Source organism: Alcanivorax hongdengensis A-11-3, from assembly GCF_000300995.1.
GTDB lineage: Bacteria > Pseudomonadota > Gammaproteobacteria > Pseudomonadales > Alcanivoracaceae > Alcanivorax > Alcanivorax hongdengensis.
Window position 1 is genome coordinate 82,157 of sequence record NZ_AMRJ01000007.1, and the last position, 26,707, is coordinate 108,863.

The following is a 26,707-nucleotide window of genomic DNA, read 5'->3' on the forward strand; positions in this document are numbered from 1 at the left end:
GCACCTTTATTTTCACCGTAGTTGGCCAAGGCAATGAGCGAAACAAAAGCGCCCAGCAATTTTATCAGACAGATCATCGACCGCGACCTTGCCGAGGGCAAAAACGATGGCCGGGTGGTCACCCGGTTTCCGCCGGAGCCCAATGGCTACCTGCATATCGGCCATGCCAAGTCCATTTGTCTGAATTTCGGCATTGCCGAAAGCTACAACGGCAACTGTAACCTGCGTTTTGACGATACCAATCCGGAAAAGGAAGAAGAGGAGTACATCCAGTCCATTGAGCGGGATGTGCAATGGCTTGGTTTCCAGTGGAGTGGCGATGTCCGCTTTGCCAGCAACTACTTCGATCGTCTCTACGAGCTGGCTGTGGGCCTGATCAAGAAGGGCCTGGCCTACGTGGATAGCCTCAGCCCGGAGCAGATTGCTGAATATCGCGGCAATTTCACCACCCCTGGCAAGGACAGTCCCTACCGGGGGCGTTCCGTGGAAGAGAATCTGGCCCTGTTCGAGAAGATGCGGGCCGGGGAGCTGGACGAGGGCGAGGCGGTGCTGCGTGCCCGCATCGACATGCAAAGCCCCAACCTGACCCTGCGGGACCCGATTCTCTACCGTATTCGCAAGAAGGTGCACCACCAGACCGGTGACAAATGGGTGATTTACCCCATGTACGACTTCACCCATCCGCTCTCGGATGCCATTGAGGGTGTCACCCACAGTCTGTGTACGCTGGAGTTCGAGGAGCACCGGCCCTTCTATGACTGGGTGGTGGCCAACACGGATGTAGAGGCCGCACCGCGCCAGTATGAATTCGCCCGCCTCAACCTGAATTACACGGTGACCAGCAAGCGCAAGCTCAAGCAGCTGGTGGACGAAGGCCATGTGCAAAGCTGGGACGACCCGCGCATGCCAACCATCTCCGGCCTGCGTCGCCGTGGCTACACCCCGGCCTCCATCCGTACTTTCTGCGAATCGGTGGGTGTCAGTCGGGCGGATTCCGTGGTCGATATGGGCATGCTGGAAGCGGCCATCCGTGATGACCTCAACCAGCATGCTCCCCGGGCCATGTGTGTGCTCAACCCCCTGAAAGTGGTGATCGAGAACTGGCCTGAAGATCATGAAGAGTCTCTGACCGCACCGGTGCACCCGCAGAATGAAGCCATGGGTACCCGTCAGGTGCCGATGACGCGGGAGGTCTATATCGACCGTGAAGACTTCCGCGAAGAGGCCAACAAGAAATTCAAGCGTCTGGTGCTCGGTGACCGGGTACGGCTGCGCTATGGCTATGTGGTGCGCGCCACGGATGTGGTCAAGGATGCCGATGGCGACATCGTGGAAGTTCGCTGCAGCTACGACCCGGAGACCCTGGGCAAGAACCCGGAGAATGATGAAGGGCAGGGCAAGCTACGGGGCGTGATTCACTGGGTCAGCGCCAGCAAGGCGCTGCCCTGTGAAGTGCGCCAGTATGACCGTCTGTTCCTGACCGCCAACCCCAACAAGACCGGGGAGGGCGGCAGCTTCCTGGACAACATCAACCCGGATTCGCTAAGGGTGCTGGATCAGTGTCTGGTGGAGCCGGGCCTGCGTGGCGTGCTGGCAGAAACCCGCTACCAGTTCGAGCGCGAGGGTTACTTCTGCGTGGACCCAAGCAGTACTGATGACAAGTTGGTGTTCAACCAGACGGTGGGCTTGCGTGAATCCTGGCCCCGTCAGGATTGAGGCGGATCCTCCCAGTCCAAACAAGGCCGCGATTGCGGCCTTGTTTGTATGAGTGCCATGCCTCAGGTTTTGGTGGGCCGGTCCTGAAAGCGGTTACCCGAAGGCCTTCTCGCCAGACTGTAATGTCTGGAAAATCAGCGTGTTGATAGTCATCGGCCCCACGCCGCCGGGCACCGGGGTATAGGCGGCAACGCGATCCACCAGCGGCGCCAGTTCGATGTCGCCGCATTTTTCCGGGTGGTAACCGGCGTCCACGACGACGGCACCATCCTTGATCCAGTCCGCCTTGATGAATTCCGGACGGCCCACCGCGCCGACGACGATATCCGCCTGTTTGACCAGCTCAGGCAGATTCTGTGTGCGGCTGTGACAGATGGTGACGGTGGCATTGGCCTCCAGCAGCATCATGGCCATGGGCTTGCCGAGAATGGCGCTGCGGCCGACCACAACGGCATGTTTACCTTCCAGCGGCACCTGGTAATGCTCCAGCAGACGCATGATGCCCTTGGGCGTGGCACAGCCGTAGGCCGCCTCGCCCATGCTCATGCGACCAAAGCCCAGGCAGGTGACACCGTCCACGTCCTTGTCCAGGCTGATGGCGTCAAAACAGGCCCGCTCATCGATCTGTTCCGGCACCGGATGCTGCAGCAGAATACCGTGCACGTCAGGGTTGTTGTTGAGTTCGTCGATTTTTGCCAGTAGTTGCTCGGTGGTGGTGCTGGCTGGTAGCTCAATGGCCTCCGATTCCATGCCAACGCGTCGGCAGGCGTTGCCTTTCATCTTTACATAGGTGGCGGAGGCCGGGTCGGCGCCCACCAGGATGGTGGCCAGAATGGGAGTGCGGCCGTCAGCCTTGGCCTTGAGCGCCTCCACACGGGTGCGCATTTCGTCTTCGAACTGCTGGGCCAGGGTCTTGCCGTCGAGAATCTGGGCAGTCATGGAATGTCTCTCTACAATGGCGGTCACGTGAGGGTGTGAAAACGGCGCGATTCTCGCACGCAGCGCCGGTGGGCGCAAAAGACCGCATTAAAAGTTGCCTAAAATCTGAACGTTAGGAATATTTTTGTTGCCGGTTCCGTTGACGCTCCCCGGGGTGCCGAGTATTATGCGCGCCTCGCTTTCAAGCCCGCTAGGCGTGATCGCATTCGGGGTGTAGCGCAGCCTGGTAGCGCGCCTGCTTTGGGAGCAGGATGTCGGGGGTTCGAATCCCTCCACCCCGACCATCTTGGTCTGGCAAGAAAGGCGAAAGAGAACCTGCATGCGCCTGTAGCTCAACCGGATAGAGCAACGGCCTTCTAAGCCGTCGGTTGCAGGTTCGAGTCCTGCCAGGCGCGCCATTCGTTTGAGAATGACGCTTTGCAGGACTACCGGCCCTTCGGCTAGCATGCCTTCGGGCGTTTTTCGGAACGAAGCGATGCTTCGCTGAAACCGGAAAAACCCTGCCAGGCGCGCCATTCGCGGTGGTGTGGCAGGAAAGAAAGCAGACAGTTTTATGGTGACTGTAGCTCAGTTGGTAGAGCCCCGGATTGTGACTCCGGTGGTCGGGGGTTCAAATCCCCTCAGTCACCCCAATATCAAAGCCTCCGGGTCACCCCCGGAGGCTTTTTCGTATGGGCGCCCTGTGTAGGCACGGGCCGCGCCTTTGATTATAATCTGCGCCCTTATACAGGCCGTCCCTTCGTGAAGGTGGGCGGCGAGCAGAGAGAAAAGTCTTTTTAAAGAGGATGTTATGCAGGTTTCTGTTGAAACGACTTCAGGTCTTGAGCGCCGTCTGACGGTGGGTGTACCGGCGGAGAAGGTGGATACTGCGGTACAAAACAAGCTGCAGGAAGCCCGGAAGAATATCCGTCTGGACGGTTTCCGCCCGGGCAAGGTGCCGATGACTGAAGTCAAGCGCCGTTTTGGCAGTGCCGTGCGTAACGAAGTTCTGGCCGACGTGATGCGCGAAGCCTTCATCGAAGCCGTTGAGCAGGAAAAACTGCAGCCGGCAGGCATGCCCGGTTTCGAAGCCACCAAGAACGAAGCGGGCAAGGACCTGGAGTTCGTGGCCACCTTTGAGGTCTACCCGGAGGTTGAGCTGGCCGGTTTTGATGCCATCGAAGTGGAAAAGCCGCAGGCGGAAGTGTCCGACGCGGACGTGGACACCATGATCGACACCCTGCGTCAGCAGCGTGCCCAGTTTGAAGTGGTGGAGCGCGCCGCCGAGACCGGTGATCGTGTCAATATCGACTTCAAGGGCCTGAAGGACGGTGAAGCGTTCGAAGGCGGTGCTGCCGAAGGGCAGAACCTGGAGCTGGGCTCCGGCCAGATGATCCCGGGTTTTGAAGACGGCATCGTCGGCATGAAGGCGGGTGACGAGAAAGACATCGATGTGACCTTCCCGGAGGACTACCAGTCCGAAGAGCTGAAAGGCCAGGCCGTGGTGTTCCAGATCAAGGTCAACAAGGTGGAAGGCAAGCAGTTGCCGGAAGTGGACGCGGAGTTCATGAAGGCGTTCGGCGTGGATGATGGCGATGAAGCCAAGTTCAAGGCCGAAGTGCGCAAGAACATGGAGCGCGAGCTCAAGAATGCCATCCAGGGCAAGGTCAAGGAGCAGGCCATGGACGGACTGGTCAAACTGCACGAGTTCGACCTGCCGGCGTCCCTGGTGACTCAGGAAATCCAGCGCATGCGCCAGCAGATGGTGCAGCAGTTCGGCGGTGGTCAGCAGTTTGATGCCTCCATCCTGCCGGATGACCTGTTCAAGGAGCAGGCGGAACGTTCCGTGCGTCTGGGTCTGGTGGTTCGCACCATCCTCGACAAGCACGAAGTCAAGGCGGATGCCGACAAGGTCAAGGCCCGCGTTGAGGAAATCGCCGAGCAGTACGAAAAGCCCGAAGAAGTGGTCAACTGGGTATACAGCAACCCCCAGCAGCTGCAACAGATCGAAGGCGCCGTGCTGGAAGATCAGGTGGTTGAACTGGTACTGGATGCCGCCAAAGTGGAAGAAAAAGCCATGTCCTACCAGGACGCGGTCAAGCCCCGGGAGCAGGCTGGCGAATAAAACGCCTGTCAACGGGAGTCAAAACGGGGCCATTTGGCCCCGTTTTGCGTTATAAATGCCCAATCTGCGCAACTTTTGTGCACTTGAACGCAGCCGCACGGCAGGCATATAGACGCCCTCCAAGATACCGTCATAAGATGCCAGAAGACCTGTTCGTCGCCGGCCGGCTTGATAATCCTTCTCCGGCCCCCATAGAGACGATAAACCCGGGCTGATGGGATGCCATTGGTGTCGTCACCCCTGTGTGACCCGCCCGCAGACGTTCAACGATAAGGAAGCGCTACATGATTGATTTGAGCAACATTACCTCCCTGACGCCGGAAATGACCAAGCTGATCCAGGATCCGACCAACCTGGGGCTGGTACCGGTGGTGATCGAGCAGACATCCCGCGGGGAGCGTTCCTTTGATATCTATTCTCGCCTGCTCAAGGAGCGGGTCATCTTCATGATCGGCCAGGTGGAAGACCACATGGCCAACCTGATCGTGGCGCAGATGCTGTTCCTGGAGTCCGAGAACCCGGACAAGGATATCCACCTCTACATCAACAGCCCCGGCGGCTCTGTGACCGCGGGCATGTCCGTGTACGACACCATGCAGTTCGTCAAGCCGGACGTATCCACCATGTGTGTGGGCCAGGCGGCCAGCATGGGCGCCTTCCTGCTGGCGGCCGGTGCCCACGGCAAGCGTTTCGCGCTGCCCAATGCCCGGGTGATGATTCACCAGCCACTGGGCGGCTTCCAGGGCCAGGCCTCGGACATCGAGATCCACGCCAAGGAAATCCTCAAGATCAAGGGGCAGCTCAACAATCTGCTGGCGCATCACACCGGTCAGCCGCTTGAGCGCCTGGAAAAAGACACCGATCGTGACAATTTCATGGGCGCTGAAGAAGCGAAGGAATACGGCCTTGTTGACGCTGTGTTGAGCCGCCGTCCGGTCTAAATGGGCTAGCGCCAGTATAAAAACTGGCCAAAGTCACCATGGCGGCGTTCAACGGGCTTGAAAAACGCCCGTTGACGCTGCATCTTCAAAGCAAATACACAGGTTTAGAGGCGATTCAATGACCGATTCCACCGGAAAGAGCGACGACGGCAAGCTGCTGTACTGCTCGTTCTGCGGCAAAAGCCAGCATGAGGTCCGCAAGCTGATTGCGGGTCCGTCGGTCTTTATCTGTGACGAATGCGTGGATCTGTGTAACGACATTATCCGCGAGGAAGTGCAGGAAGATAGCGGCGATAGCGATTCCGAGCGCCTGCCCAAGCCCAACGAGATCAAGACCACGCTGGACGAGTACGTCATCGGGCAGGAAAGGGCCAAGAAGGTGTTGGCCGTTGCGGTATATAACCACTACAAGCGCCTGCGCAGCAGCACTTCGCGCAAGGGTGACGAAGTCGAGCTTGGCAAAAGCAATATTTTGCTTATTGGTCCCACCGGCAGTGGCAAGACCCTGTTGGCCGAGACCCTGGCGCGCCTGCTTAATGTGCCTTTCACCATCGCCGACGCCACCACGCTCACCGAAGCGGGCTACGTGGGCGAAGACGTGGAAAACATTATCCAGAAACTGCTGCAAAAATGTGACTACGACGTGGACAAGGCCCAGCGTGGCATCGTCTACATCGACGAGATCGACAAGATCTCCCGCAAGTCCGACAACCCCTCCATCACCCGTGATGTGAGCGGGGAGGGTGTGCAGCAGGCGCTGCTCAAGCTGATTGAAGGCACCGTGGCGTCCGTGCCGCCCCAGGGCGGTCGCAAGCATCCCCAGCAGGAGTTCCTGCAGGTGGACACCTCCAATATGCTGTTCATCTGTGGCGGCGCCTTTGCGGGCCTCGACAAGGTGATCCGCGATCGCTCCGAAAAGGGCGGTATCGGTTTCTCCGCCGAGGTGAAAAGCAAGGATGACAGCCGCAACCTGGGGGAAACCCTGGTGGATGTGGAACCGGAAGATCTGGTCAAGTACGGTCTGATCCCGGAATTCATCGGCCGCCTGCCGGTGATTGCCACCCTTGAGGAGCTCAGCGAAGACGCGTTGGTGCAGATTCTCACCGAGCCGCGTAACGCGCTCACCAAACAGTATGCCCGCCTGTTCGAAATGGAAGGCGTGGAGCTGGACTTCCGCGATGACGCCCTGCGTGCGGTGGCCCACAAGGCCATGGAGCGCAAGACCGGTGCCCGGGGGTTGCGCTCCATTCTCGAAGGCGTACTGCTCGACACCATGTATCAGGTGCCGTCCATGGATGATGTGGCCAAGGTGGTTATCGACAGCCACACCATCAAGGGCGAATCCGACCCGTTGTTGATCTACGAAAACAGCGAGCAATCCTCCAAGGTGGCGCCAGACTGAGGCGCCACCGACCAGATATAGAGGCAACCGTGCTGAAAGATATCCCGCTTTTACCACTCCGTGATGTAGTGGTGTATCCGCATATGGTGATCCCGCTGTTTGTTGGCCGGGAAAAATCCATTGCCGCTCTGGAAGCGGCAATGGCAGCGGACAAGCAGATCATGCTGGTGGCGCAGCGCAATGCCTCCGACGACGATCCGGGTGTCGACGACATCTATCGCGTGGGCACCGTTTCCACCATCCTGCAGATGCTGAAACTGCCCGACGGCACCGTTAAGGTGCTGGTCGAAGGCAGCCAGCGTGCCCATGTGATCAAGGCCGAATTCGGCGATCAGGGGGCGGTGGCGGATGTGCGCGAGCTCAACGAAGAGCTGCCGGACGAAAGCCAGCAGGATGCGCTTCGCAAGTCGCTGCAGTCCCAGTTCGAGGACTACGTCAAACTGTCCAAGAAAGTGGCACCGGAAGTCACCGGTTCCGTGTCCTCCATTGATGATCCGAGCCGACTGGCCGATACCATTGCCGCCCACCTGCAGCTCAAGCTGGAAGAGAAGCAGGATGTACTGGAAATGGTGGAAGTGCAGGAGCGGGTCGAACACCTGATTGCGCTGATGGAATCCGACATTGATGTGCTGAAAGTGGAAAAGCGCATCCGTGGCCGGGTGAAAAAGCAGATGGAGAAAAGCCAGCGCGAGTATTACCTCAACGAACAGATGAAGGCCATCCAGAAAGAACTGGGTGATCTGGACGAAAGTGGTAACGATCTCGATGAGCTGGAAAAGAAAATCAACGGCTCCGGCATGCCCAAGGATGCCAAGGACAAATCCCTTGGCGAGCTGAACAAGCTCAAGATGATGTCCCCCATGTCCGCCGAGGCCACCGTGGTGCGCAGCTACCTGGACTGGATGACCTCGGTGCCATGGAAGAAGCGCAGCCGTATTCGCCATGACCTGGCCTATGCCCGTGACGTGCTGGACCAGGATCACTACGGTCTGGAAGAGGTCAAAGACCGCATTCTCGAGTTTCTCGCCGTGCAAAGCCGGGTCGGCAAGGTCAAGGGGCCGGTATTGTGTCTGGTAGGCCCGCCGGGCGTGGGCAAGACCTCTCTGGGGCAGTCCATTGCCAAGGCCACCAATCGCAAGTTTGTGCGAATGGCGCTGGGCGGCGTCCGTGATGAGGCGGAAATTCGCGGCCACCGCCGGACTTATATCGGCTCCCTGCCGGGCAAGATCATCCAGAAACTGGCCAAGGTGGAAGTTCGTAACCCGCTGTTCCTGTTCGATGAAGTGGACAAGATGGGCATGGACAATCGCGGTGACCCGGCATCAGCGCTGCTGGAAGTGCTTGACCCGGAACAGAATGACACCTTCAGCGATCATTACCTGGAAGTGGATTTCAACCTGTCCGAAACCCTGTTTGTCTGCACATCCAACTCCATGAATATTCCGGCACCGCTGCTGGACCGCATGGAAGTGATTCGTCTGCCGGGCTACACCGAAGACGAGAAGGTCAATATCGCCCTGCAATACCTGGTACCCAAACAGATCAAGAACAACGGTCTCAAGGACGGAGAGCTGGTCTTCAATGATCAGGTCATGCGACACGTGGTCCGTCACTACACCCGGGAAGCGGGGGTCCGTGGCCTGGAGCGTGAAATCAGCAAGGTTTGCCGCAAGGTGGTCAAGGAGCACCTGCTGGCCGATGACACTTCGCCGGTGGTGCTGGATGAAGCCTCCGTGGAGCACTACCTGGGCGTACGCAAGTTCAGCTATGGCCGTGCCGAAGAGAAAGACCAGATCGGTCAGGTGACCGGCCTTGCCTGGACGTCCGTGGGTGGTGAACTGCTGACCATCGAAAGTGTCTCTACACCGGGCAAGGGGCGTGTGATTTCCACCGGCTCGCTGGGTGATGTGATGCAGGAGTCGATCCAGGCGGCCTGGACCGTGGTGAAAAGCCGGGCAGCCAGCCTGGGTATTCGCCGCCGTCTGCTCGAACGAAGCGACCTGCACATGCATGTGCCCGAGGGCGCCACACCCAAGGACGGCCCCAGTGCGGGGATTGGCATGTGCACCGCCATGGTGTCGGTACTGACCGGTAGCCCGGTCCGTGCGGACGTGGCCATGACCGGCGAAATTACCCTGCGTGGACAGGTGCTGCCGATCGGTGGCCTCAAGGAAAAATTGCTGGCCGCCCACCGTGGTGGCATCAAAACCGTGCTGATTCCGGAAGAAAATGAACGGGATTTGAAAGAAATCCCGGAAAACATTAAATCTTCGCTGGACATCAAGCCGGTAAAATGGATTGATCAGGTGCTGGAAGTGGCCCTGACACACCAACCTGACCCGCTCAGTGATGCCGAGCTCGAAGAAGACCTGGCCCTGGCGGAAGGTAAAAATGTGGAAGAGGACAAACGTCCCAATACACATTAACAGGTCGAATTTAAACCTTTTTAAATTATTGATCTGTAAAGTTTTTCGTTTTTCAAGCACCGGGCAAGATTGCACTTCTCCTTTCTTGACGCCCCTGATACCCGTTGGTATAAAGGCGGCTTCGTCATAAGGAGAGTGCATCGCGCCTCGACCAAAAACCGGGAAAATAGAAAGGGGAATTTTGTGAATAAGTCCGAGTTGATTGATGCGATTGCCGCTGCGGCAGATATTTCCAAAGCCGACGCTGGCCGTGCTTTGGACGCAACTTTGGAAGCGGTAACTGGCGCTCTGAAAAAAGGCGACAGCGTTTCTCTGGTAGGTTTCGGTACTTTCGCTGTGAAAGAGCGTGCTGCCCGTGAAGGCCGTAACCCGCAGACTGGCCAGACCATCCAGATCGCCGCTGCCAAGGTGCCGGGCTTCAAAGCCGGTAAAGCCCTGAAAGATGCGGTGAACTAAACTGTTTGCGGGAGCGGTAGTTCAGCTGGTTAGAATACCGGCCTGTCACGCCGGGGGTCGCGGGTTCGAGTCCCGTCCGCTCCGCCAGTTTGAAAGCGTATCCTGACGGGTACGCTTTTTTGCGTTTTAAGGAACCGGTCCTCAACCCCCTGTTCCAATAACAAGATTGATTACTGAGTATCCCTACGGAGTTAACCATGCAGGAGTTCAGACGGTTTGTCCGCGGTCCCGTGGGCAAGGTCCTGCTTGCCGCCATTATCCTTCCTTTCGTCGTATCCGGCTTTTATGGCTACTTCACCAGTAGCAGCAGCGGTAACGTGGTGGCGGAAGTGGAAGGCGCTAAGATTACCCGCAGTTATGTGAATGCCCGTGTTGAACGTGTGCGCAACATGCTGCGTCAGAGAAGCCCGAACATCAGCCCGGCCATGCTGGACTCCTTCGTGCGCCCGGAAATGGTGCTCGAGGGCATCGTCAACGAGCAGTTGATCCAGGCGGCCGCCAATGATGCGGGCATGATCTACAGCGACCAGCAGGTTTCCAACGGTCTTTACAGCTCGCCCATGTTCCAGCAGGACGGCAAATTCTCCGAGCAACAGTTCGAACGTGTGCTGCGCAGCAATGGCATGACTCCCAGAAGCTACGTCAAAGGGCTGAAAGAAGAAATGATCGCCCAGCAGTACCGTACCGGTTTCGTGCTGAGTGACTTCGCTCTGCCATCCGAGCTGGACGAACAGCGCCGCCTTGGCGAGCAAAAGCGTGATATTCGCTTTGCCAAGCTGGATGTGAACAGCCTGCGTGACCACTTCACCATCAGTGATGATGATGTGGCGGCTTTCTTCAAGGCCAACCAGAGCGATTTCATGAAGCCCGAGCAGTTCCGTCTTGCCTACATTGAACTGACGGCGGATCACTACGCCAAGGACATCAGTGTGTCCGATGCGGAAGTGAAAAAGGAATATGAAGCCCGTAAACGCACCATGGAACAGGCCGGTGCCGGCACCGAAAAGCGGGTGGCACATATTCTGATCGCCGTGGGCGGTGACCGGGACATGGATCAGGCCAAGGCCCGTGCGCAGGAAGTGGAAAAGGCACTTGCCGGGGGAACCAGTTTCGCCGAGGCGGCCAAAACCTACTCTGATGACCTGTCCACTGCCAAGCAGGGCGGTGATCTGGGTGTGCTCTCCAAGGGGGCGTTGCCGGAATCGCTGGAACAGGCAGTGGCGTCTCTGAAAGCCGGCCAGGTTTCTCAGCCGGTCGAGTCAGAAGCGGGCATCCACATTCTCAAGGTGGAAAGTGCCAGTAACGCCAAGGCGGTAATTCCCAGCTTTGCGGAAATGTCTGGCCAGATCCGTGCGGACCTGAAAAAGGCCCGTATTGATGCGCGCATGAACGATGACATGACGCAGCTTGAAGACCTGCTGTATGAGCATTCGGACCTGGCCTCGCCGGCGGAAAACCTGGGCCTGAAGGTGAAAACCACTGACTGGACCGACCTGGCCAATCTGCCGGCGCCGCTGGACAACGACAAGATTCAGGAAGCGCTCAACAGTGACGACGTGCGCCAGCAGGGCCGTAACAGCGACCTGCTCGAAATCGGTCCGCAGCATTACGTGGCCGTGCGCGTAGCCAAGGAAAAACCGGCTGAACCGCTCCCCCTGGCGACTGTGGCGGATGATATCCGCCAGCGGTTGAAGGGCGAAAAAGCACAAGCCAAGGCCGCCGAGCTGGCCGAGCAGGCTGACAAACTGGTTGCCGATGGTGCGGATCTGGCCAAGGTGGCCGCACTGTTCAAGGCCAAGGTCGAGGAGCAGGATGGCCTGCAGCGTGGCGGCGACGAGCCGGACATGAAAGTGGTTAACGATGTCTTTGCCACGCCACGTCCCCAGCAGGGTGACACCTCCGGTATCAGCTTCACTCATCTGGATGATGGGTCCGTGGTCGCTTTCCAGCTGACTTCGGTGACCGACGGTAATGTGGATGGCCTGACCGACGAGCAGCGTAATGCCGCTTTGTCGCAATTGGCCAACGTGGAAGGGCAGCGCGGTTTCCGCCAAATTGTGGCGATGCTTCGTGATGAGGGCGACATCACCCTTTATCCCAAACGCTTATCGACCACCGCGGATGAGGCCGGGCAGCAGTAGGGCCCGCTTCATGCCACAAAAAAGCCCACCAGATGGTGGGCTTTTTTGTGGGCGGCTATTACCGGTTGGCTGGAGGCCTAGCCGATCATGTCTTCTTCGAACGGCATGGAAACGGTACTGGCGCCGGCATCCACATAGGTGATTTCGCCGGTGATGCCGGAGGCCAGGTCCGAGCACAGGAAGGCGGCGGCATTGCCGACTTCCTCGATGGTTACATTGCGACGCAGGGGCGCCTTGGCGGCATTGTAGTCCAGCATGGTGCGGAATTTCTTGATACCGGACGCTGCCAGGGTGCGAATGGGGCCGGCAGAGATGCCATTAACACGGATGCCTTCCGGGCCCATGCTGGAGGCAAGGTAGCGTACGGAAGCCTCCAGGCTTGCCTTGGCCATGCCCATGACATTGTAATTGGGGACGGTCTGGCGGGCGGCGTGGTAGGTGAGCGTGAGCAGAGAACCGTTGCGGCCGGCCATCATGGCGCGGCCGGCCTTGGCCAGGGCCACGAAGCTATAGCTGGAAATATCGTGGGCAATTCTGAAGCCGTCACGGGTGGCCACGTCAACGAAGTTGCCGTCCAGCTCGTTGGCCGGGGCAAAGCCCACGGCGTGAATGATGCCGTCCAGGCCATCCCACTGTTTGCCCAGGGCGACAAACACCTGTTCGATTTCCTCATCGGAAGCCACATCACAGGGGAAGCACAAGGCTTCGCTGCTACCATAGCGCTCGGCGGCCTTGACCACGCGGCTTTTCAGTTTGTCATTCTGGTAGGTGAAGGCCAGTTCGGCACCTTCTCGGTGCATGGCTTCGGCAATGCCGGTGGCGATGGAGCGATCGCTGGCGATGCCTACCACCAGGTATCGCTTGCCTGCGAGAAATCCCATGTTGTTCCCTCGGTCGGTCTTTTCAGGTGTGCCCAGTATAGGTAATTCAGGCCGGCTCGCGTACCGTCCCGGGCACGCAAAATGCAACGGCGTGTTTCTCTGTCAGCGCGGTAATGTGTCGCCGGCAAAAGCCGCATGGAGCAGGGTGCGGGTATAGGGTTGCTGCGGCGCATCAAATAGCGTGGACGTGTTGCCCTGTTCCACGATACGGCCAGCACGCATGACCAGCACCCGGTGACAGATGGCGCGAATCACTTTCAGGTCATGGCTGATGAACAGATAGCTAAGCCCATGTCTGGCCTGGAGTTTTTTCAGTAACTCGAGAATCTGATGCTGCACGCTGCGATCCAGCGCCGAGGTCGGTTCATCGAGAATCAGCAGGCGAGGCTCCAGAATCAGCGCACGGGCAATGGCAATGCGCTGGCGCTGGCCGCCGGAAAACTCATGGGGGTAGCGGTGACGGCTGTCCGCTGACAGACCCACTTCCTCAAGCAGCTGACACAGTCGCGTATCGCGCTGCTGGCGATCAATGTCAGGGAAATGCAGGGACATGCCCTCGGTGATGATCTGGCCGACGGTCATGCGCGGGTTGAGGCTGCCATAAGGGTCCTGGAAAACCACCTGGATATGGCGACGCCACTGTCGTAATTCACTTCGTTTCAGGGCGCGCAGGTCCGTGCCATCGAAGAGGATGCGACCGTCACTGCCGATCAACCTCAGCAGGGCCAGGGCCAGGGTGGATTTGCCGGAGCCGGATTCACCCACAATGCCCAGGGTTTCACCCTGACGCAGTTGCAGATCGACACCGTCCACGGCATGAAAGGCCGGGGCAGGGCGAAACAGGGACGGGCGTTGACCCTTGAAACTGACGTGGATGCCTGAGGCGTTCAGCAGCACCGGGGCGTTTTCAGGTAGCGGATCGGCCCGTCCACTGGGTTCGGAGGCCAGCAGATGGCGGGTGTAGGCGTCCTGTGGCGCAGAGAGTACCCGATGTGTTGGACCGGCCTCGACCTTGCGGCCGTTATGCATGACCAGCAGATCCTCGGCAAAGCGACTGACGACCCCCAGATCATGGCTGATCAGCAGCACCGACAGGTTCAGTTCCTTCTGTAGGCGCTTGATCAGGGTGAGAATGGTTTCCTGCACCGTCACATCCAGCGCCGTGGTCGGCTCATCGGCAATCAGCAGGCGGGGGTTGTTGGCCAGCGCCATGGCGATCATGACACGCTGGCGCTGGCCGCCGCTGAGCTGATGGGGATAGCGTCTGAGCATGTCCTCAGTGGCGGGCAGTTCCACCTGGGTGAGCAATTCCATGCAGCGTTGCCGGGCGGCACTGCGGCTGAGGCCCTGGTGGATAAACAGGCTTTCGCTGATCTGCTTTTCCACGTTATGCAGCGGATTCAGTGCGGTGAGAGGCTCCTGGAAAATCATGCCCACCTTGCCGCCGCGCAGGCGGCGCTGTTCCCGGTCCTTGAGACCGAGCAGGCTCTGCCCATCAAGCACCAGCTCGTCGGCCTGCCAGTGGGCAGCATCCGGCAGCAGGTTAAGCACGGACAGCGCGGTGAGCGACTTGCCGGAGCCGGATTCGCCCACCAGGGCCAGCATGCGTCCGGCTTCCACATCCAGATCCAGCCCGTCAACGGCGCGCTGGTCGCCAAAGTGGATGCCCAGGTTGCGTATGCGCAGCAAACTCATTTCAGAAACTTCCTGGTATCGAAGGCGTCGCGCACGGCCTCGCCGATAAACACCAGCAAGGACAACAATATGGTCAGGGTGATGAAGGCACTGATACCCAGCCAGGGAGCCTGCAGGTTGGCCTTGCCCTGGCCAAGCAGGCGCCCCAGGGAGGGGGCATCGGTGGGCATGCCGAAGCCGATGAAGTCCAGTGATGTCAGTGTCACCACGGCACCATTGAGAATGAAGGGCAGAAACGTCAGGGTGGCAACCATGGCATTGGGCAGCATATGGCGAAACATGATCACCGGAGTGCGCACGCCCAGTGCCTGGGCCGAGCGCACATAATCCATATTGCGGCCACGCAGAAATTCCGCGCGCACCAGGTCCACCAGGGTCATCCAGGAAAACAGCAGCAGAATCAGCAACAGACTCCAGAAACCGGGCACCACGAAGCTGGACAGCACAATAATCAGGTACAGGATCGGCATGCTCGACCAGACCTCCAGAAAGCGCTGGCCGGCCAGATCCAGCCAGCCGCCGTAGTAACCCTGTACGGCGCCCACGATGATGCCGATGGCGCTGGCCAGAATGGTCAGTATCAGGCCAAACAGAACAGAGATGCGAAAGCCATAGATCAGCCCGGCGAGCACATCCCGGCCCTGATCATCCGTGCCCAGCCAGTTGTCGGCGGAGGGCGGGGCCGGGGCTGGCACCTGAAGGTCGTAATTAATGGTGTTATAGCTGTAATGGATGGGCGGCCAGATCATCCAGCCCTTGCCATTGATCAGGTCTTTGACCACCGGATCTCGGTAATTGGCCTCGGATTCGAAAAAGCCGCCAAAGGCGGTTTCCGGGTACTCGACCACCACCGGGAAATAGAAATGGCCGTCATAACGCACCAGTAGCGGCTTGTCGTTGGCGATCAATTCAGCGCCCAGGCTGAGGACAAACAGCAGCAGGAAAATCCACAGGGACCAGTAGCCCCGGCGGTTACGCTTGAAGACCTGCCACTGGCGTTCCCACACCGGGTTGCGAAAGGCCATCAGCTCTGCCTCCGCTCAAAGTCGATACGCGGGTCCACCCACATGTAGGTCAGATCGGAGACCAGCTTCAACAGCATACCGATCAGGGTGAAGATGAAGAGCGTGCCAAACACCACTGGGTAATCACGGTTGATGGCCGACTCAAAGCCCAGCAGGCCGAGCCCGTCCAGCGAAAAGATATATTCGATCAGCAGGACACCGGTAAAAAAGATGCTGACAAAAGCGGCGGGGAAGCCGGCAATGATGATCAGCATGGCGTTGCGGAATACATGGCGGTAAAGCACCTGCTTTTCTGCCAGCCCCTTGGCCCGGGCGGTTTGCACATACTGTTTGCTGATTTCATCCATGAAGGAATTCTTGGTCAGCATGGTCAGGGTAGCGAAACTGCCAACCACGATGGCCAGGGTGGGCAGGGTGATATGCCAGAGATAGTCGCCCATGCGGGCAAAGAAGCCCAGTTGCTGGAAATTGTCCGAGGTCAGGCCCCGCAGCGGGAACCAGTCAAAATAAGAACCGCCGGCAAACAATACCACCAGCAAAATGGCAAACAGAAAGCTGGGCACGGCATAACCGATGACAATGGCGGCACTGCTCCAGACATCAAAATGACTGCCGTTGGTGATGGCCTTGCGAATGCCCAGCGGAATGGAGATCAGGTAACTGATCAGGGTGCTCCACAGCCCCAGGGAAATAGACACCGGCAAACGCTCGATGATCAGCTCGGTCACCGAGCGGTCCTTGTAGTAGGACTCGCCGAAGTCGAAATGCAGGTAATTCTTGATCATCAGCCAGAAGCGCTCCGGCGCCGGCTTGTCGAAGCCGTAGAACTTTTCGATACGCTCCACCAGTTCCGGCGGCAGACCCCGGGACCCTCGATAGTGGCTGTCGGTGTTGACCATCTCGGCACTGCCACCGGCAAAGCTGCTGCCTGCCCCCCCGGTATCCACGCCCTGGAGCTTGGCCAGGGTGCGCTCCACCGGCCCGCCAGGCGCCGCCTGCACGACCATGAAGTTGAGCAGCATGATGCCGAACAGGGTGGGAATAATCAGCAACAGCCGCTTGGTGATATAAACCCGTTTCATTGAGCGCTGCTGTCCCACCAGGTATCAATGGCGGCATCCAGGCTGACATAGGCGCCCAGGGCGGGATGCTTGAGCCGCGACTGGTACGCGACACGGTAACGGTCCACATACCAGTTGGGAATCACGTAGAAATTCCATTGCAGTACGCGGTCCAGGGCGCGGCAGGCGGTGACCAGCTGCCCACGGGTCGTGGCGCTGATAATGTCATCGACCAGCGCGTCCACGGCTGGATTCTGGATGCCGATGATGTTGCGACTGCCGGTCACCTCCGCGGCCTTGCTGCCCCAGAATTCACGCTGTTCGTTGCCCGGCGAGGTGGATTGCGGGAAAGAGGCAATCACCATGTCGAAATTGAAATTGCGGTAACGCTGCAGGTACTGACTGCTGTCCACGCGAACGACTCTGGCATCCACGCCCAGTGCCTTGAGGTTGCGAGTGAAGGGCTGAACGATGCGGTCAAAATCTGGTAAAGATGTCATGATCTCGAAGCGCACCGGCTTGCCGTCCGGAGTGTAGAGCTGATTGTCACGAATGCTGTAACCGGCCTCCTTGAGCATAACCTGGGCGTGACGAAGGTTGGCACGGGGGCGGCCGGAACCATCGCTTTTCGGCGGCTGATAACTTTCCGTGAAAACTCGCTCGGGAAGCTGGTCACGGAAGGGGGTCAGCAGTTTCAGTTCTGCTTTGGAGGGCAGGCCGGTGGCCGCCATTTCGGAATTCTGGAAGTAGCTGCGGGTGCGTTTGTACTGCCCGTAGAACAGGTTGGCGTTGGTCCATTCAAAATCGAGCGCGTAGGCCAGTGCCTCACGCAGCACGCGGGACTGAAATATGGGCCGACGCAGGTTGTAGGCCAGCCCCTGCATGCCCGCGGGATTCTGGTGATGGATTTCTTCCTTCACCAGAGTGCCATCGTCGAAGGGCTTGCCCTGGTAGGCGGTAGCCCATTTCTTGGCCGTCATTTCCGAGCGCCAGTCATAATCGCCGCGCTTGAAGGCCTGCAGGGCCACGGTGTCATCCAGATAATAGTCGAAGCTGACCGTATCGAAATTATAGCGCCCCTTGTTGACGGCCAGGTCCTTGCCCCAGTAATCCTGACGACGTTTGAAAACGATGCGCTTGCCGGGTTCCACCTTGCTGACGGCATAGGGCCCGGAGCCCACCGGCGCATCCAAGCCGGTCTTGGCGAAGTCCCTGTCTTTCCAGTAATGCTCGGGAAGCACCGGTAGCTGACCGATGATCAGAATCAGTTCACGATTGTCGCCGGGCTTGAGGTGGAAGGTCACGGTATGGGTATCGTTGACCTCCACATGATCCACGCTGTGATAGTAGTAACTATAAAACGGCGCCCCCTTGTTCATCAGGGTCTGGAAGGTCCAGGCCACGTCGCTGGCGGTAACCGGTTTGCCGTCGGAAAAGGTGGCGGCCGGGTTCAGGTGGAAGCGAATCCAGCTGCGATCATCCGGCCACTCCATGCTCTGGGCCAGCAATCCGTATTGGGTGAAAGGCTCGTCATCGCTGCGAATGGTCAGGCTTTCGTACACATAGGCACCGATGCCGGCGGCTACGTCACCCTTGGGGATAAAGGGGTTGAGCGAGTCGAAGGTGCCGATGAGATGGCGACGCAAGCTGCCGCCCTTGGGCGCCGCCGGGTTGACGAAGTCGAAGTGGTCAAAGCCGGCCGGGTACTTGGGTTGCCCATACATGGCAATGGCATGACTCTTGTGGACCGCAGCCAGCGTGGTAGCAGGCATGGCGGCCAGCAGGCAAAGCGCCAGCAGTGTCAGCCAGTGAAACGGGTGGGACAGCGCTGTCTTGGGGTGACAAACGGCCTGCATGCATGCTCCTTATTGTTTTTTCATCCACCAGGTGTCCAGACCCAGCGCGTAGGGCAAAGGTTCCGGCGGGCGCCCGAATTTATCCCACCAGGCCAGGCGATGGTAGCTGATGTAGTAATTGAGTACGCCATAGTGCTGGTATCGCAACAGACGGTCCAGTGCCTGAAGGGCCGCCACATAGGTTTGTTCATTGTCGGTGCTCAGGGCCGTGTGGATCAGGGCGTCCACCGCCGGGTCATTGATACCGGCCAGGTTATGACTGCCGGTAATCTTGGCGCTGCCGGAACCGAAATAATCATTGAGCTCTGGCCCGGGGTAGGCGCGCATGGGTAGTACAAAAAGCACCATGTCATAGTCGAAATGATCCAGGCGTTGCTTGTAGGCAGAGGGGTCCACCTCCCGGTATTCGGCCTCGATGCCCAAACGTTTCATATTGCGGAACCAGGGCGCCAGGATGCGGTAGATGCCCGGGTTGTGATAATTGAGCACGGTAAAGCGCAGCGGCTGCCCCTGGGCATTGACCAGTGTCTGGTCCTTAAGGTGCCAGCCGGCCTCGCGAAGCAGTACCAGCGCCTGACGTAGACGGTCACGAATCTGGCCGCTGCCATCGTTGACCGGCTGGGATATGTCCGCACTCAGCAGGTCCGCGGGTAGCTCGCTCTTCAAGGGTGCCAGCAGTTGCCTTTCCGCCTCGCTGGGCAGGGCGGGGGCGCGGTAGCGGCTGTTGACAAACCAGCTCCCGGTGCGGGTATAGGCTCCACTGAACAGTTGTTTGTTGGTCCATTCAAAATCGAACAGTAGGTTCATGGCCTTGCGCACCCGCAAATCATCAAAGGGCGGGCGACGAGTGTTGAAGAAAAAGGCCTGGGTGGGGCGCGGCATCTGATGGGGAATTTCCGCGCGCTTCACCCGTCCATCGCGCATGGCCGGAAAGTCGTAGGCGGTTTTCCAGTGCTTGGAGCTGTAATCGTAATTGACGTCATAGGCGCCGGTCTTGAAGGCTTCGAAGCCCACATCCGCATCCCGGTAGAACTGGAATTCCACCCGGTCGAAATTGTAGCGCCCCTTGTTGACCGGCAGATCCCTGGCCCAGTAATCCCGGACCCGTTCCAGTACCAGCTTTTTACCTGCCTCCACGCGGGCCACCCGGTAGGGGCCGCTGGACAGCGGAGGCGTCAGGTCGGCGCTGCTAAAGTCATGCTTTTGCCAATAGTGCCGCGGCAGAATCGGCAGGGCGCCGACCACCAGGGGCAGGTCCCGCCCCGGTCGGCTGAAGGTGAATTTCACCCGTTGGGGATCCAGTGCTTCCACTTTTTGCACATCCGACAGCTTGAGCGCGTATTCCGGGTCGCCCTGTTCACGCAGCAGGTTGACGGTGTAGACCACGTCGTCGGCACGGATTGGGTGACCATCGTGGAAGCGCGCCTGCTGGCGAATATGAAACGTGCACCAGCTGCGATCATCCGGGTATTCGATCCAGTCGGCGATCAGCCCGTAGGCGGCGCCAGCTTCATCCCCCAGTGGATTGTTGTCCTGGGCGCCCATCATCAGGCTATCGGCCATGTCGGTGAAGGTATACATCTGCAGGCCCGGGACCTTGTTGGTGCCGATGCCCTTGAGAATGTAGGGATTGAGGCTGTCAAAGGTGCCCTGGGCAAACAGGCGCAGCGTGCCGCCCTTGGGGGCATCGGGATTGACGTAATCGAAGTGGCGAAAGTCGGCGGGATAATGCAGTTCCCCGAAGGGATGGTAGCCGTGGCTGCGGTGGATATCGGCGTAGACCGCCATGCTGGTCATCAGCACCAGCACGGCGGTCAGCCATTGAGAACAGGCCCTAGTTGGTTTGGCGAATATCAACGTAAAGGGTCAGCCGTTGTCCGGGTTGCAGATAGCGTTTGCGGGAAACGCTGTCATTCCAATTGGTGATGTCGTTTACCGATACATTAAAGCGGTCGGCAATGGCATACAAGGAATCGCCGTTGCGCACCGCGTAGTGCACCTTGCGGATCATGTTCGGGTTATCAGCATTATTGCTGGCAACCTGGGTGCCATGGGTCCAGATGGCCAGCGACTGGCCGATATGCAGGCTGTCGCGGGGCGCCATGTTGTTCCACTTGGCCAACTGGGACACCTTGACGTTGTTGCGGCGGGCGATATCCCAGAGTGTATCGCCGGAACGTACCGTGTAATTGACCCGCTGGCGGCCTTCGCTGCCCCGGGCCTGGGTCTGGGCCAGGCGCTGGGATTCGCTCAGCGTGTAGCTGTTGCCGGACGCCGAGGGGCCTGGAATCAGCAGGGTGCGACCGGCAATGATGGTGTTGCCGTTGAGGTGATTGATGCTGCGCAGCACCTGTGGCGTGGTGCGGTATTGCCGGGCAATGGCGATGAGACTGTCACCGGGGCGAATCTGATAGCGGGCCCATTGCATGCGCTGGTCCTTGGGCAAACTGGCCAGCCGGGTACGGAAGCCGTCTGCCTTGTCCACCGGTACCAGCAGCCGATGGGGGCCATCCGGTGAGGTTGCCCAGCGATTGAAGGACGGGTTGAGCAGATATAGCTCTTCCACCGAGATACTGGCCAGCTTGGCGGCCTGGGCCAGGTCGATCTGGCCGCCGGTGTTGACCGTGGCGAAATAGGGCTGGTTGGGAATCGGGTGCAGGGCAACGTTGTAATCCGCCGGGTTGGCGACAATTTGCGCAATGGCCAGCAGTTTGGGTACGTAGGCGGACGTTTCCCGCGGCAGGTCCAGGTGCCAGAAATCGGTTGGCCGGCCGGCCTCCTCGTTACGGCGAATCGCCCGTGACACGGTGCCGCCGCCGGCATTATAGGCCGCCAGCGCCAGCAGCCAGTCGCCATCGAAACGTTCGGACAACTGCTGCAGGTAGGTCAGGGCCGAATTGGTTGACTGGATGATGTCGCGACGCTGGTCCTGCCACCAGGTGCGTTTCATGCCGAAATGGTCACCGGTGGAGGGGATGAACTGCCAGGGGCCGGATGCGCGGCCATGGGAGTAGGCAAAGGGGTCAAAGGCGCTTTCCACCATGGGCAACAGTGCCAGTTCCAGAGGCATATTACGCTCCTGGGCCTGGTCGACGATGTAATCCAGGTAACGCTCGGCGCGGGTGGTGACGCGCATGAAATACTGGGGGTGACGAGCATACCAGTCGCGCTGGATACGAATACGGTCGTTCTGAACGCTCAGGTCCAGGGCAAACCCCTGACGCATGCGCACCCAGAGATCTTCGGTAGGGGCGTTCTGTGTCGGGCTGTCGTTGCTTTCCGGGGCCGGCTCATCCATGCCGTTGGCCAGGTTGACGTCATCCACGGACGGGTCCGCCGCCGGCATGGGTGGCATTTCATCCAGTGATTGTTGGGAAACACAGCCCCCCAGAATGCTGACTCCGCCAAGGAGCAGCAGAATAATAATTTTTTTCATGACATCAGGTTAGAGCCGAGTATTTGAGCCAATTCTAGGCATGGGAGTGCCGTAACAGCAAGGTAACACGGGTTAAAAGTTGTCCTTCCAGCGACGCAAGGTAGCAAAAGTGTCGACCGGGTTGTCCCCTGACTGGGGCTCGCGTTGTCGGCACGCCGTCTGGATGGCCGGGTTGTCCGGGCGCAGAAAGGGGTTGCTGGCCCGTTCCTCGGCGAGCGTGGTGGGCAACGTAATGCGGTCAGCTTCGCGCAGGGCGATAACCTGGCGCTGGCGTGCCAGCACCGCCTGGTCGTCGGGGCTGACCGCGGCGGCAAAGGCCAGATTGGCCTGGGTATACTCGTGGGCACAGAACACCCGGGTATCGCCGGGCAGGGCGGCCAGACGCTGCAGCGACGCGTGCATTTGCGCGGCGGTGCCTTCGAACAGGCGGCCACAGCCGCCGGCAAAAAGGGTGTCACCACAGAACAGCCAACCCGCGTCCGGGCTGTAGAAGGCAATATGCCCGAGGGTATGGCCGGGTACGGCGAGCACCTGGAAGGACAGATCCAGGCCCTCCGGCTCAACGGTGTCACCATCCACCAGGGCCCGGGTGCGACCGGGAATGATCTCGTCCGCCGGCCCGTACACGGGCACCGCGCCGCGCTCCAGCAGGCGCAGGATGCCACCGACATGATCCGGATGGTGGTGGGTGATGAGAATGGCACTCAGGGAGAGCTGATTGTCATCCAGAAAGGCTTCTACCGGTGCCGCATCACCGGGGTCTACCACCACACAGTGCCGGCCATGGGGCAGGGCCCAGATGTAATTGTCGCGAAATGCCGGGATGGCCGTGGGGGAGGACTGCATGTCGTGCTACTCTGGCTGAAAATGACAGGTTAACAGACACAGGGAAAATGTCAGCGATGCAGCTACCGCCGCTTAACCGGGTTCCCTTCAGTGCCCCTCCGCCGGACAGCGCCGAGCGCTTTGATGCCTGGCTGGAAGAAGAGCCGGGCCAGGCGCTGCTCGCCGAGGAGCGAGACATGCTGGCCGACTGGTTGCCCCGCCAGGTGGGGCAACGGGCCGTAGAGGTGGGCTGCGGCCGTGGCCGTGACATGTTGTCAGGCATTCCGTTGCCCTGGCGCACTTCGGTGGCGGCGCCGGGATTCGAGGGGGCCGGCATTATCGGGGAACCACACCAGCTGCCTCTGGCCAAGGCCAGTGTGGATGTGATGCTGTTGCACCACTGCCTGGAATTTACCCGTGATCCGCATCGGGTGCTGCGTGAAGCGGCCCGCACGGTGGCGCCGGGCGGTGCCCTGGCGGTGATGGGCTTCCACCCGGTCAGTGCGCTGGGACTGAGCCGCTGGCTGCCAGGTCGGCCGCGCCCGCCCTGGGCGGGTCGCTACTTTACCCCGGGACGAACCACTGACTGGTTGCAGGTGCTGGGATTTGAGGTCGATGGCATGGCCAGTGGCTTTTATACTGTGCCGTTTTCGGCCCTGGCGCGGGGGCGCCTGCGTCTGCTGGCCTGGCTGGGACACTTTCTCTGGCCCCGCCATGGAGGCAGCTATCTGCTGGTGGCTCGCAAACGCGCCGGCATGATGCGGCCCTTGCCCAGCCGGCAACGGGGGGCTCGCCGGCCCACGGTGATCCCGGTGCCGGTGGCCCGCTGGCGGGGAGTCAGCCGACTGGACGGTGGCGAATAGCGTAATACGGGAGTAACGCCTTGAAGCGTGTGGAAATTTTTACTGACGGGGCCTGCAAGGGTAACCCGGGGCCCGGCGGCTGGGGCGTACTGATGATTTACGGCAGCCGGGAGAAGACCCTGTGTGGCGGTGAGGCCCAGACCACCAACAATCGCATGGAGTTGATGGCCGCCATCCAGGCCCTGGAGGCGCTCAAACAACCCTGCCAGGTGGCACTCACCACGGATTCCCAATATGTGCGCAAGGGCATCACCGAGTGGATGCCCAACTGGAAACGACGGGGCTGGAAGACTGCTGCCAGGCAACCGGTCAAGAATGCGGATCTCTGGCAGCGGCTGGATGCGGCAACCCAGCGTCACGACATCCAATGGCACTGGGTCAAGGGGCACAGCGGGCACCCGGGTAACGAGCGGGCCGACCAGCTGGCCAACCAAGGTATTGATGAGGTAACGGCATGCGCCAGGTAGTACTTGATACGGAAACCACCGGCCTGGAGCCCGCGGAGGGCCACCGGGTGATTGAAATTGGTTGTGTGGAGGTGGTCAACCGCCGCCTCACCGGTAACAACCTGCACCTTTATCTTAACCCGGAGCGGGACATCGACGAGGGGGCCCTGGAGGTCCACGGTATTAGCCGTGAATTTCTGGCTGACAAGCCGCTCTTTTCCCAGGTGGCCGAGGAGTTCATCCGCTTTATCGATGGCGCGGAGCTGGTGATTCACAACGCCCCCTTCGATGTGGGCTTCCTCAACCACGAGCTGCGCCGTCTGGGTAGCCAGTTCGGCACCATCGAACAGCGTTGCGGTATTCTCGATACCCTCAAGATGGCGCGGCAGAAGCATCCCGGTCAGAAGAACAACCTGGATGCCCTGTGCCGTCGTTATGACGTGGAAAACGGTCACCGTGAGCTGCACGGCGCCTTGCTGGATGCGGAAATTCTGGCCGATGTCTATCTGGCCATGACCGGTGGCCAGACGCGCCTGTCACTGAGTGCCAACGAGGATGCCGGCGAAGGGGGCGGCGCCGTGGCCGAAGCCATCCGGCGTCTGTCCGCCGATCGGCCGGCTCTCAAGGTGGTGAGCGCCACCGATGATGAGCGCCAGCGCCACCAGAGCAAGCTGCAGGCGATTGCCAAGGGCAATGACGGTGTGGCGCTATGGCTGAACGAGGCGGAGCCCACTGCGGATCAGTGATCGCCGCTGCTGCCGCCGACCGGGTGATATTCCGCCACCTCGTGATGGGCTATCCAGCCCTGGCGATACATATGCTCCGTGGCCGGCTCCAGTACCGTCATGGTCATCAATAACCCGGTAACGGACATGACCAGGGTGTAGGGCAGGGCCATCAATACCATGCGCCCATAGGACAGCCTGACCAGCGGAGCCAGTGCCGATGTCAGCAGAAACAGAAAGGCCGCCTGGCCATTGGGGGTCGCCACCGAGGGGATATTGGTGCCGGCATTGATGGTGATGGCCAGCATGTCGAAGGTGTCCCGGCTGATTTCTCCCTTGAGCAGGGCATGGCCCACCTCATCAATATAGACCGTGGCCACGAAGACATTGTCCGACACCGCTGACAACACGCCATTGGCCAGATAGAAGGCCGGCCCCTGAATGTTGTGGTCCAGGTGCAGAACGTACTCGATCACCGGCACAAACAGTTGTTGATCGGAAATCACCGCCACCACCGCAAAGAACACCGTCAGCAATGCGGTAAAGGGCAGGGCTTCCTCGAAGGCGCTGCCCAGCCGGTGTTCCTCGATGATCCCGGTGAAGGCCGTGGCCAGAATGATCACGCTCAGGCCGATCAGGCCTACGGCGGCGGCGTGGGTGGCCAGGCCGATCACCAGCCAGGCCGCCGTGAGCCCCTGTACGATCAGGGCCGCCCGGTTCTGATCGGTGCGTTTGCGGTCCTGGGCGCTGGCATAGCGACGCATGATGGCGCGTACCTTGCGCGGTAGTGGTTGCCCGTAACCGAACCACCCTTGCCACTCCAGCACCACACAGGTAAGCAGCCCCGTTACCAGCACCGGCAGGGTGATGGGCGCCATGCGCAGGAAGAATTCCACAAAGTGCCAGTCCGCCTTGGTGGCAATCAGCAGGTTCTGGGGTTCGCCCACCAGGGTGCAGACGCCGCCCAGGGCCGTACCCACTGCCGCATGCATCAACAGGCTTCGCAGGAAAGCCCGGAAGCGCTCCAGGTCTTCCTTGTGCAACGGCTCCACCGCGGTGTCATCGCCATGATCATGGGATTGCTGGAAGCTCTTTCCCGATGCCACCTTGTGATAAATCCCGTAGAAACCGGTGCAGACGGTGATGACCACCGCGGTGACCGTCAGCGCATCCAGAAACGCGGACAACAACGCCGCAGCCAGGCTGAACAGCAGACTGAGCAGCAATTTGGAGCGCACCCCGAGCAGCAGGCGGGTGAAGACATAGAGCAGCAGATCCTTGAGGAAGAAAATGCCGGCAACCATGAAGATCAGCAGTAGCATGACCTCGAAGTTGGCTTCCATCTTGTGCAGTACGCTGGCCGGTGAGGTGAGACCAATGGCAACCGCTTCGATGGCCAGCAGGCCGCCCGGTTGCAACGGGTAGCACTTGAGCGCCATGGCCAGGGTAAAGATGAATTCGCCGAGCAGGATCCAGCCGGTCAGGGCCGGGCCCATTGTCCACATCAACAGTGGGTTGGCCAGCAGAAAGAGGACGATGGTGATTTTGTACCAGGCCGGCGCCTGGCCAAGAAAATTATGTATAAATGCGCGCCCCTGCGGTGCGGACATAAGCATGCATCCTGCAATATCGTTTGAATATAACCGCTGGAATCCTCATAATAGCCTATTAAGCGGTTACACGCAACCGTGGAAACAACCGGGCCGTATCGTGGCTGGCATCAGGCGCCTTGACCTCTAGCAGAGTGGCGGTGGCGCGCCGGCAAGGCC

At 59.7% G+C, this 26,707-nt stretch carries 20 protein-coding genes and 4 tRNA genes; 14 read left to right on the top strand and 10 right to left on the bottom strand.

Annotated features, from left to right (window positions below):
- The first annotated feature begins 33 nt into the window (after positions 1-33).
- The gene (locus A11A3_RS06635) at positions 34-1,716 is read left to right on the top strand and encodes a glutamine--tRNA ligase/YqeY domain fusion protein (protein ID WP_008928507.1); all 1,683 of its coding nucleotides are present in this window, start codon (positions 34-36) and stop codon (positions 1,714-1,716) included.
- Positions 1,717-1,809: 93 nt separating this feature from the next.
- Here A11A3_RS06635 and folD read toward each other — a convergent pair whose 3' ends face one another.
- Positions 1,810-2,655, bottom strand: coding sequence for a bifunctional methylenetetrahydrofolate dehydrogenase/methenyltetrahydrofolate cyclohydrolase FolD (gene folD / locus A11A3_RS06640; protein WP_008928508.1), 846 nt, complete (start codon positions 2,653-2,655; stop codon positions 1,810-1,812).
- A 207-nt stretch (positions 2,656-2,862) separates the two neighbouring features.
- On the opposite strand from folD, the gene A11A3_RS06645 reads away from it, so the two are divergent.
- The 10 genes from A11A3_RS06645 to A11A3_RS06690 all read left to right on the top strand — a co-directional run bounded on the left by A11A3_RS06645 (position 2,863) and on the right by A11A3_RS06690 (position 12,125).
- Positions 2,863-2,939 (top strand) — tRNA-Pro (locus A11A3_RS06645).
- 37 nt (positions 2,940-2,976) lie between these two features.
- Positions 2,977-3,053 (top strand) — tRNA-Arg (locus A11A3_RS06650).
- Positions 3,054-3,211: 158 nt separating this feature from the next.
- Positions 3,212-3,287, top strand: a tRNA-His gene (locus A11A3_RS06655).
- 158 nt (positions 3,288-3,445) lie between these two features.
- Entirely contained in the window at positions 3,446-4,759 is a 1,314-nt protein-coding gene (tig, locus tag A11A3_RS06660; protein WP_008928509.1) for a trigger factor, read from the top strand.
- Between the two features lie 284 nt (positions 4,760-5,043).
- Complete coding sequence (gene clpP, locus A11A3_RS06665; protein WP_008928510.1) at positions 5,044-5,700, top strand: ATP-dependent Clp endopeptidase proteolytic subunit ClpP; 657 nt, start codon at positions 5,044-5,046, stop codon at positions 5,698-5,700.
- Positions 5,701-5,818: 118 nt separating this feature from the next.
- The gene (gene clpX / locus A11A3_RS06670; protein WP_008928511.1) at positions 5,819-7,102 is read left to right on the top strand and encodes an ATP-dependent Clp protease ATP-binding subunit ClpX; all 1,284 of its coding nucleotides are present in this window, start codon (positions 5,819-5,821) and stop codon (positions 7,100-7,102) included.
- A gap of 29 nt (positions 7,103-7,131) precedes the next feature.
- A complete protein-coding gene (gene lon, locus A11A3_RS06675; RefSeq protein ID WP_040296831.1) occupies positions 7,132-9,528 on the top strand; it encodes an endopeptidase La in 2,397 nt (798 codons plus the stop codon).
- A 183-nt stretch (positions 9,529-9,711) separates the two neighbouring features.
- Complete coding sequence (gene hbs / locus A11A3_RS06680) at positions 9,712-9,984, top strand: non-specific DNA-binding protein Hbs (protein ID WP_008928513.1); 273 nt, start codon at positions 9,712-9,714, stop codon at positions 9,982-9,984.
- Between the two features lie 10 nt (positions 9,985-9,994).
- Positions 9,995-10,071, top strand: a tRNA-Asp gene (locus tag A11A3_RS06685).
- A 110-nt stretch (positions 10,072-10,181) separates the two neighbouring features.
- Entirely contained in the window at positions 10,182-12,125 is a 1,944-nt protein-coding gene (locus A11A3_RS06690) for a SurA N-terminal domain-containing protein (protein WP_008928514.1), read from the top strand.
- A gap of 77 nt (positions 12,126-12,202) precedes the next feature.
- Here the strand turns inward: A11A3_RS06690 and A11A3_RS06695 are convergent, their stop codons facing one another.
- The 8 genes from A11A3_RS06695 to gloB form a co-directional block, all read right to left on the bottom strand.
- Positions 12,203-13,006, bottom strand: a complete 804-nt coding sequence (locus A11A3_RS06695; protein ID WP_008928515.1) for an enoyl-ACP reductase FabI — start codon at positions 13,004-13,006, stop codon at positions 12,203-12,205.
- A gap of 102 nt (positions 13,007-13,108) precedes the next feature.
- The gene (locus tag A11A3_RS06700) at positions 13,109-14,701 is read right to left on the bottom strand and encodes an ABC transporter ATP-binding protein (RefSeq protein ID WP_008928516.1); all 1,593 of its coding nucleotides are present in this window, start codon (positions 14,699-14,701) and stop codon (positions 13,109-13,111) included.
- Positions 14,698-15,726 carry an ABC transporter permease gene (locus tag A11A3_RS06705; protein ID WP_008928517.1) on the bottom strand — a complete coding sequence of 343 codons (1,029 nt, stop codon included), beginning with the start codon at positions 15,724-15,726 and terminating at the stop codon, positions 14,698-14,700. The genes A11A3_RS06700 and A11A3_RS06705 overlap by 4 nt, the downstream gene beginning before the upstream one ends.
- The gene (locus A11A3_RS06710; RefSeq protein WP_008928518.1) at positions 15,726-16,808 is read right to left on the bottom strand and encodes a microcin C ABC transporter permease YejB; all 1,083 of its coding nucleotides are present in this window, start codon (positions 16,806-16,808) and stop codon (positions 15,726-15,728) included. Before A11A3_RS06710 ends, A11A3_RS06705 begins: the two co-directional genes overlap by 1 nt.
- On the bottom strand, positions 16,805-18,643 hold the full coding sequence (locus tag A11A3_RS06715) for an extracellular solute-binding protein (RefSeq protein ID WP_008928519.1): 1,839 nt from the start codon (positions 18,641-18,643) through the stop codon (positions 16,805-16,807). The genes A11A3_RS06710 and A11A3_RS06715 overlap by 4 nt, the downstream gene beginning before the upstream one ends.
- A gap of 9 nt (positions 18,644-18,652) precedes the next feature.
- The gene (locus tag A11A3_RS06720) at positions 18,653-20,452 is read right to left on the bottom strand and encodes an extracellular solute-binding protein (RefSeq protein WP_008928520.1); all 1,800 of its coding nucleotides are present in this window, start codon (positions 20,450-20,452) and stop codon (positions 18,653-18,655) included.
- 25 nt (positions 20,453-20,477) lie between these two features.
- Entirely contained in the window at positions 20,478-22,079 is a 1,602-nt protein-coding gene (locus A11A3_RS06725) for a lytic transglycosylase (protein WP_008928521.1), read from the bottom strand.
- Positions 22,080-22,151: 72 nt separating this feature from the next.
- Positions 22,152-22,925, bottom strand: coding sequence for a hydroxyacylglutathione hydrolase (gene gloB / locus A11A3_RS06730; RefSeq protein ID WP_008928522.1), 774 nt, complete (start codon positions 22,923-22,925; stop codon positions 22,152-22,154).
- Positions 22,926-22,981: 56 nt separating this feature from the next.
- On the opposite strand from gloB, the gene A11A3_RS06735 reads away from it, so the two are divergent.
- From A11A3_RS06735 to dnaQ, 3 genes are read left to right on the top strand one after another with little or no spacing between them, the layout of a single operon-like run.
- Positions 22,982-23,767: a class I SAM-dependent methyltransferase gene (locus A11A3_RS06735; protein ID WP_008928523.1), complete on the top strand. Its 786-nt coding sequence runs from the start codon at positions 22,982-22,984 to the stop codon at positions 23,765-23,767.
- A gap of 20 nt (positions 23,768-23,787) precedes the next feature.
- Positions 23,788-24,234: a ribonuclease HI gene (gene rnhA / locus A11A3_RS06740; protein ID WP_008928524.1), complete on the top strand. Its 447-nt coding sequence runs from the start codon at positions 23,788-23,790 to the stop codon at positions 24,232-24,234.
- A complete protein-coding gene (gene dnaQ / locus A11A3_RS06745) occupies positions 24,222-24,959 on the top strand; it encodes a DNA polymerase III subunit epsilon (protein WP_008928525.1) in 738 nt (245 codons plus the stop codon). Before rnhA ends, dnaQ begins: the two co-directional genes overlap by 13 nt.
- Here the strand turns inward: dnaQ and nhaB are convergent.
- The gene (gene nhaB / locus A11A3_RS06750) at positions 24,953-26,548 is read right to left on the bottom strand and encodes a sodium/proton antiporter NhaB (protein WP_008928526.1); all 1,596 of its coding nucleotides are present in this window, start codon (positions 26,546-26,548) and stop codon (positions 24,953-24,955) included. The genes dnaQ and nhaB overlap by 7 nt on opposite strands.
- Positions 26,549-26,707 lie beyond the last annotated feature (159 nt).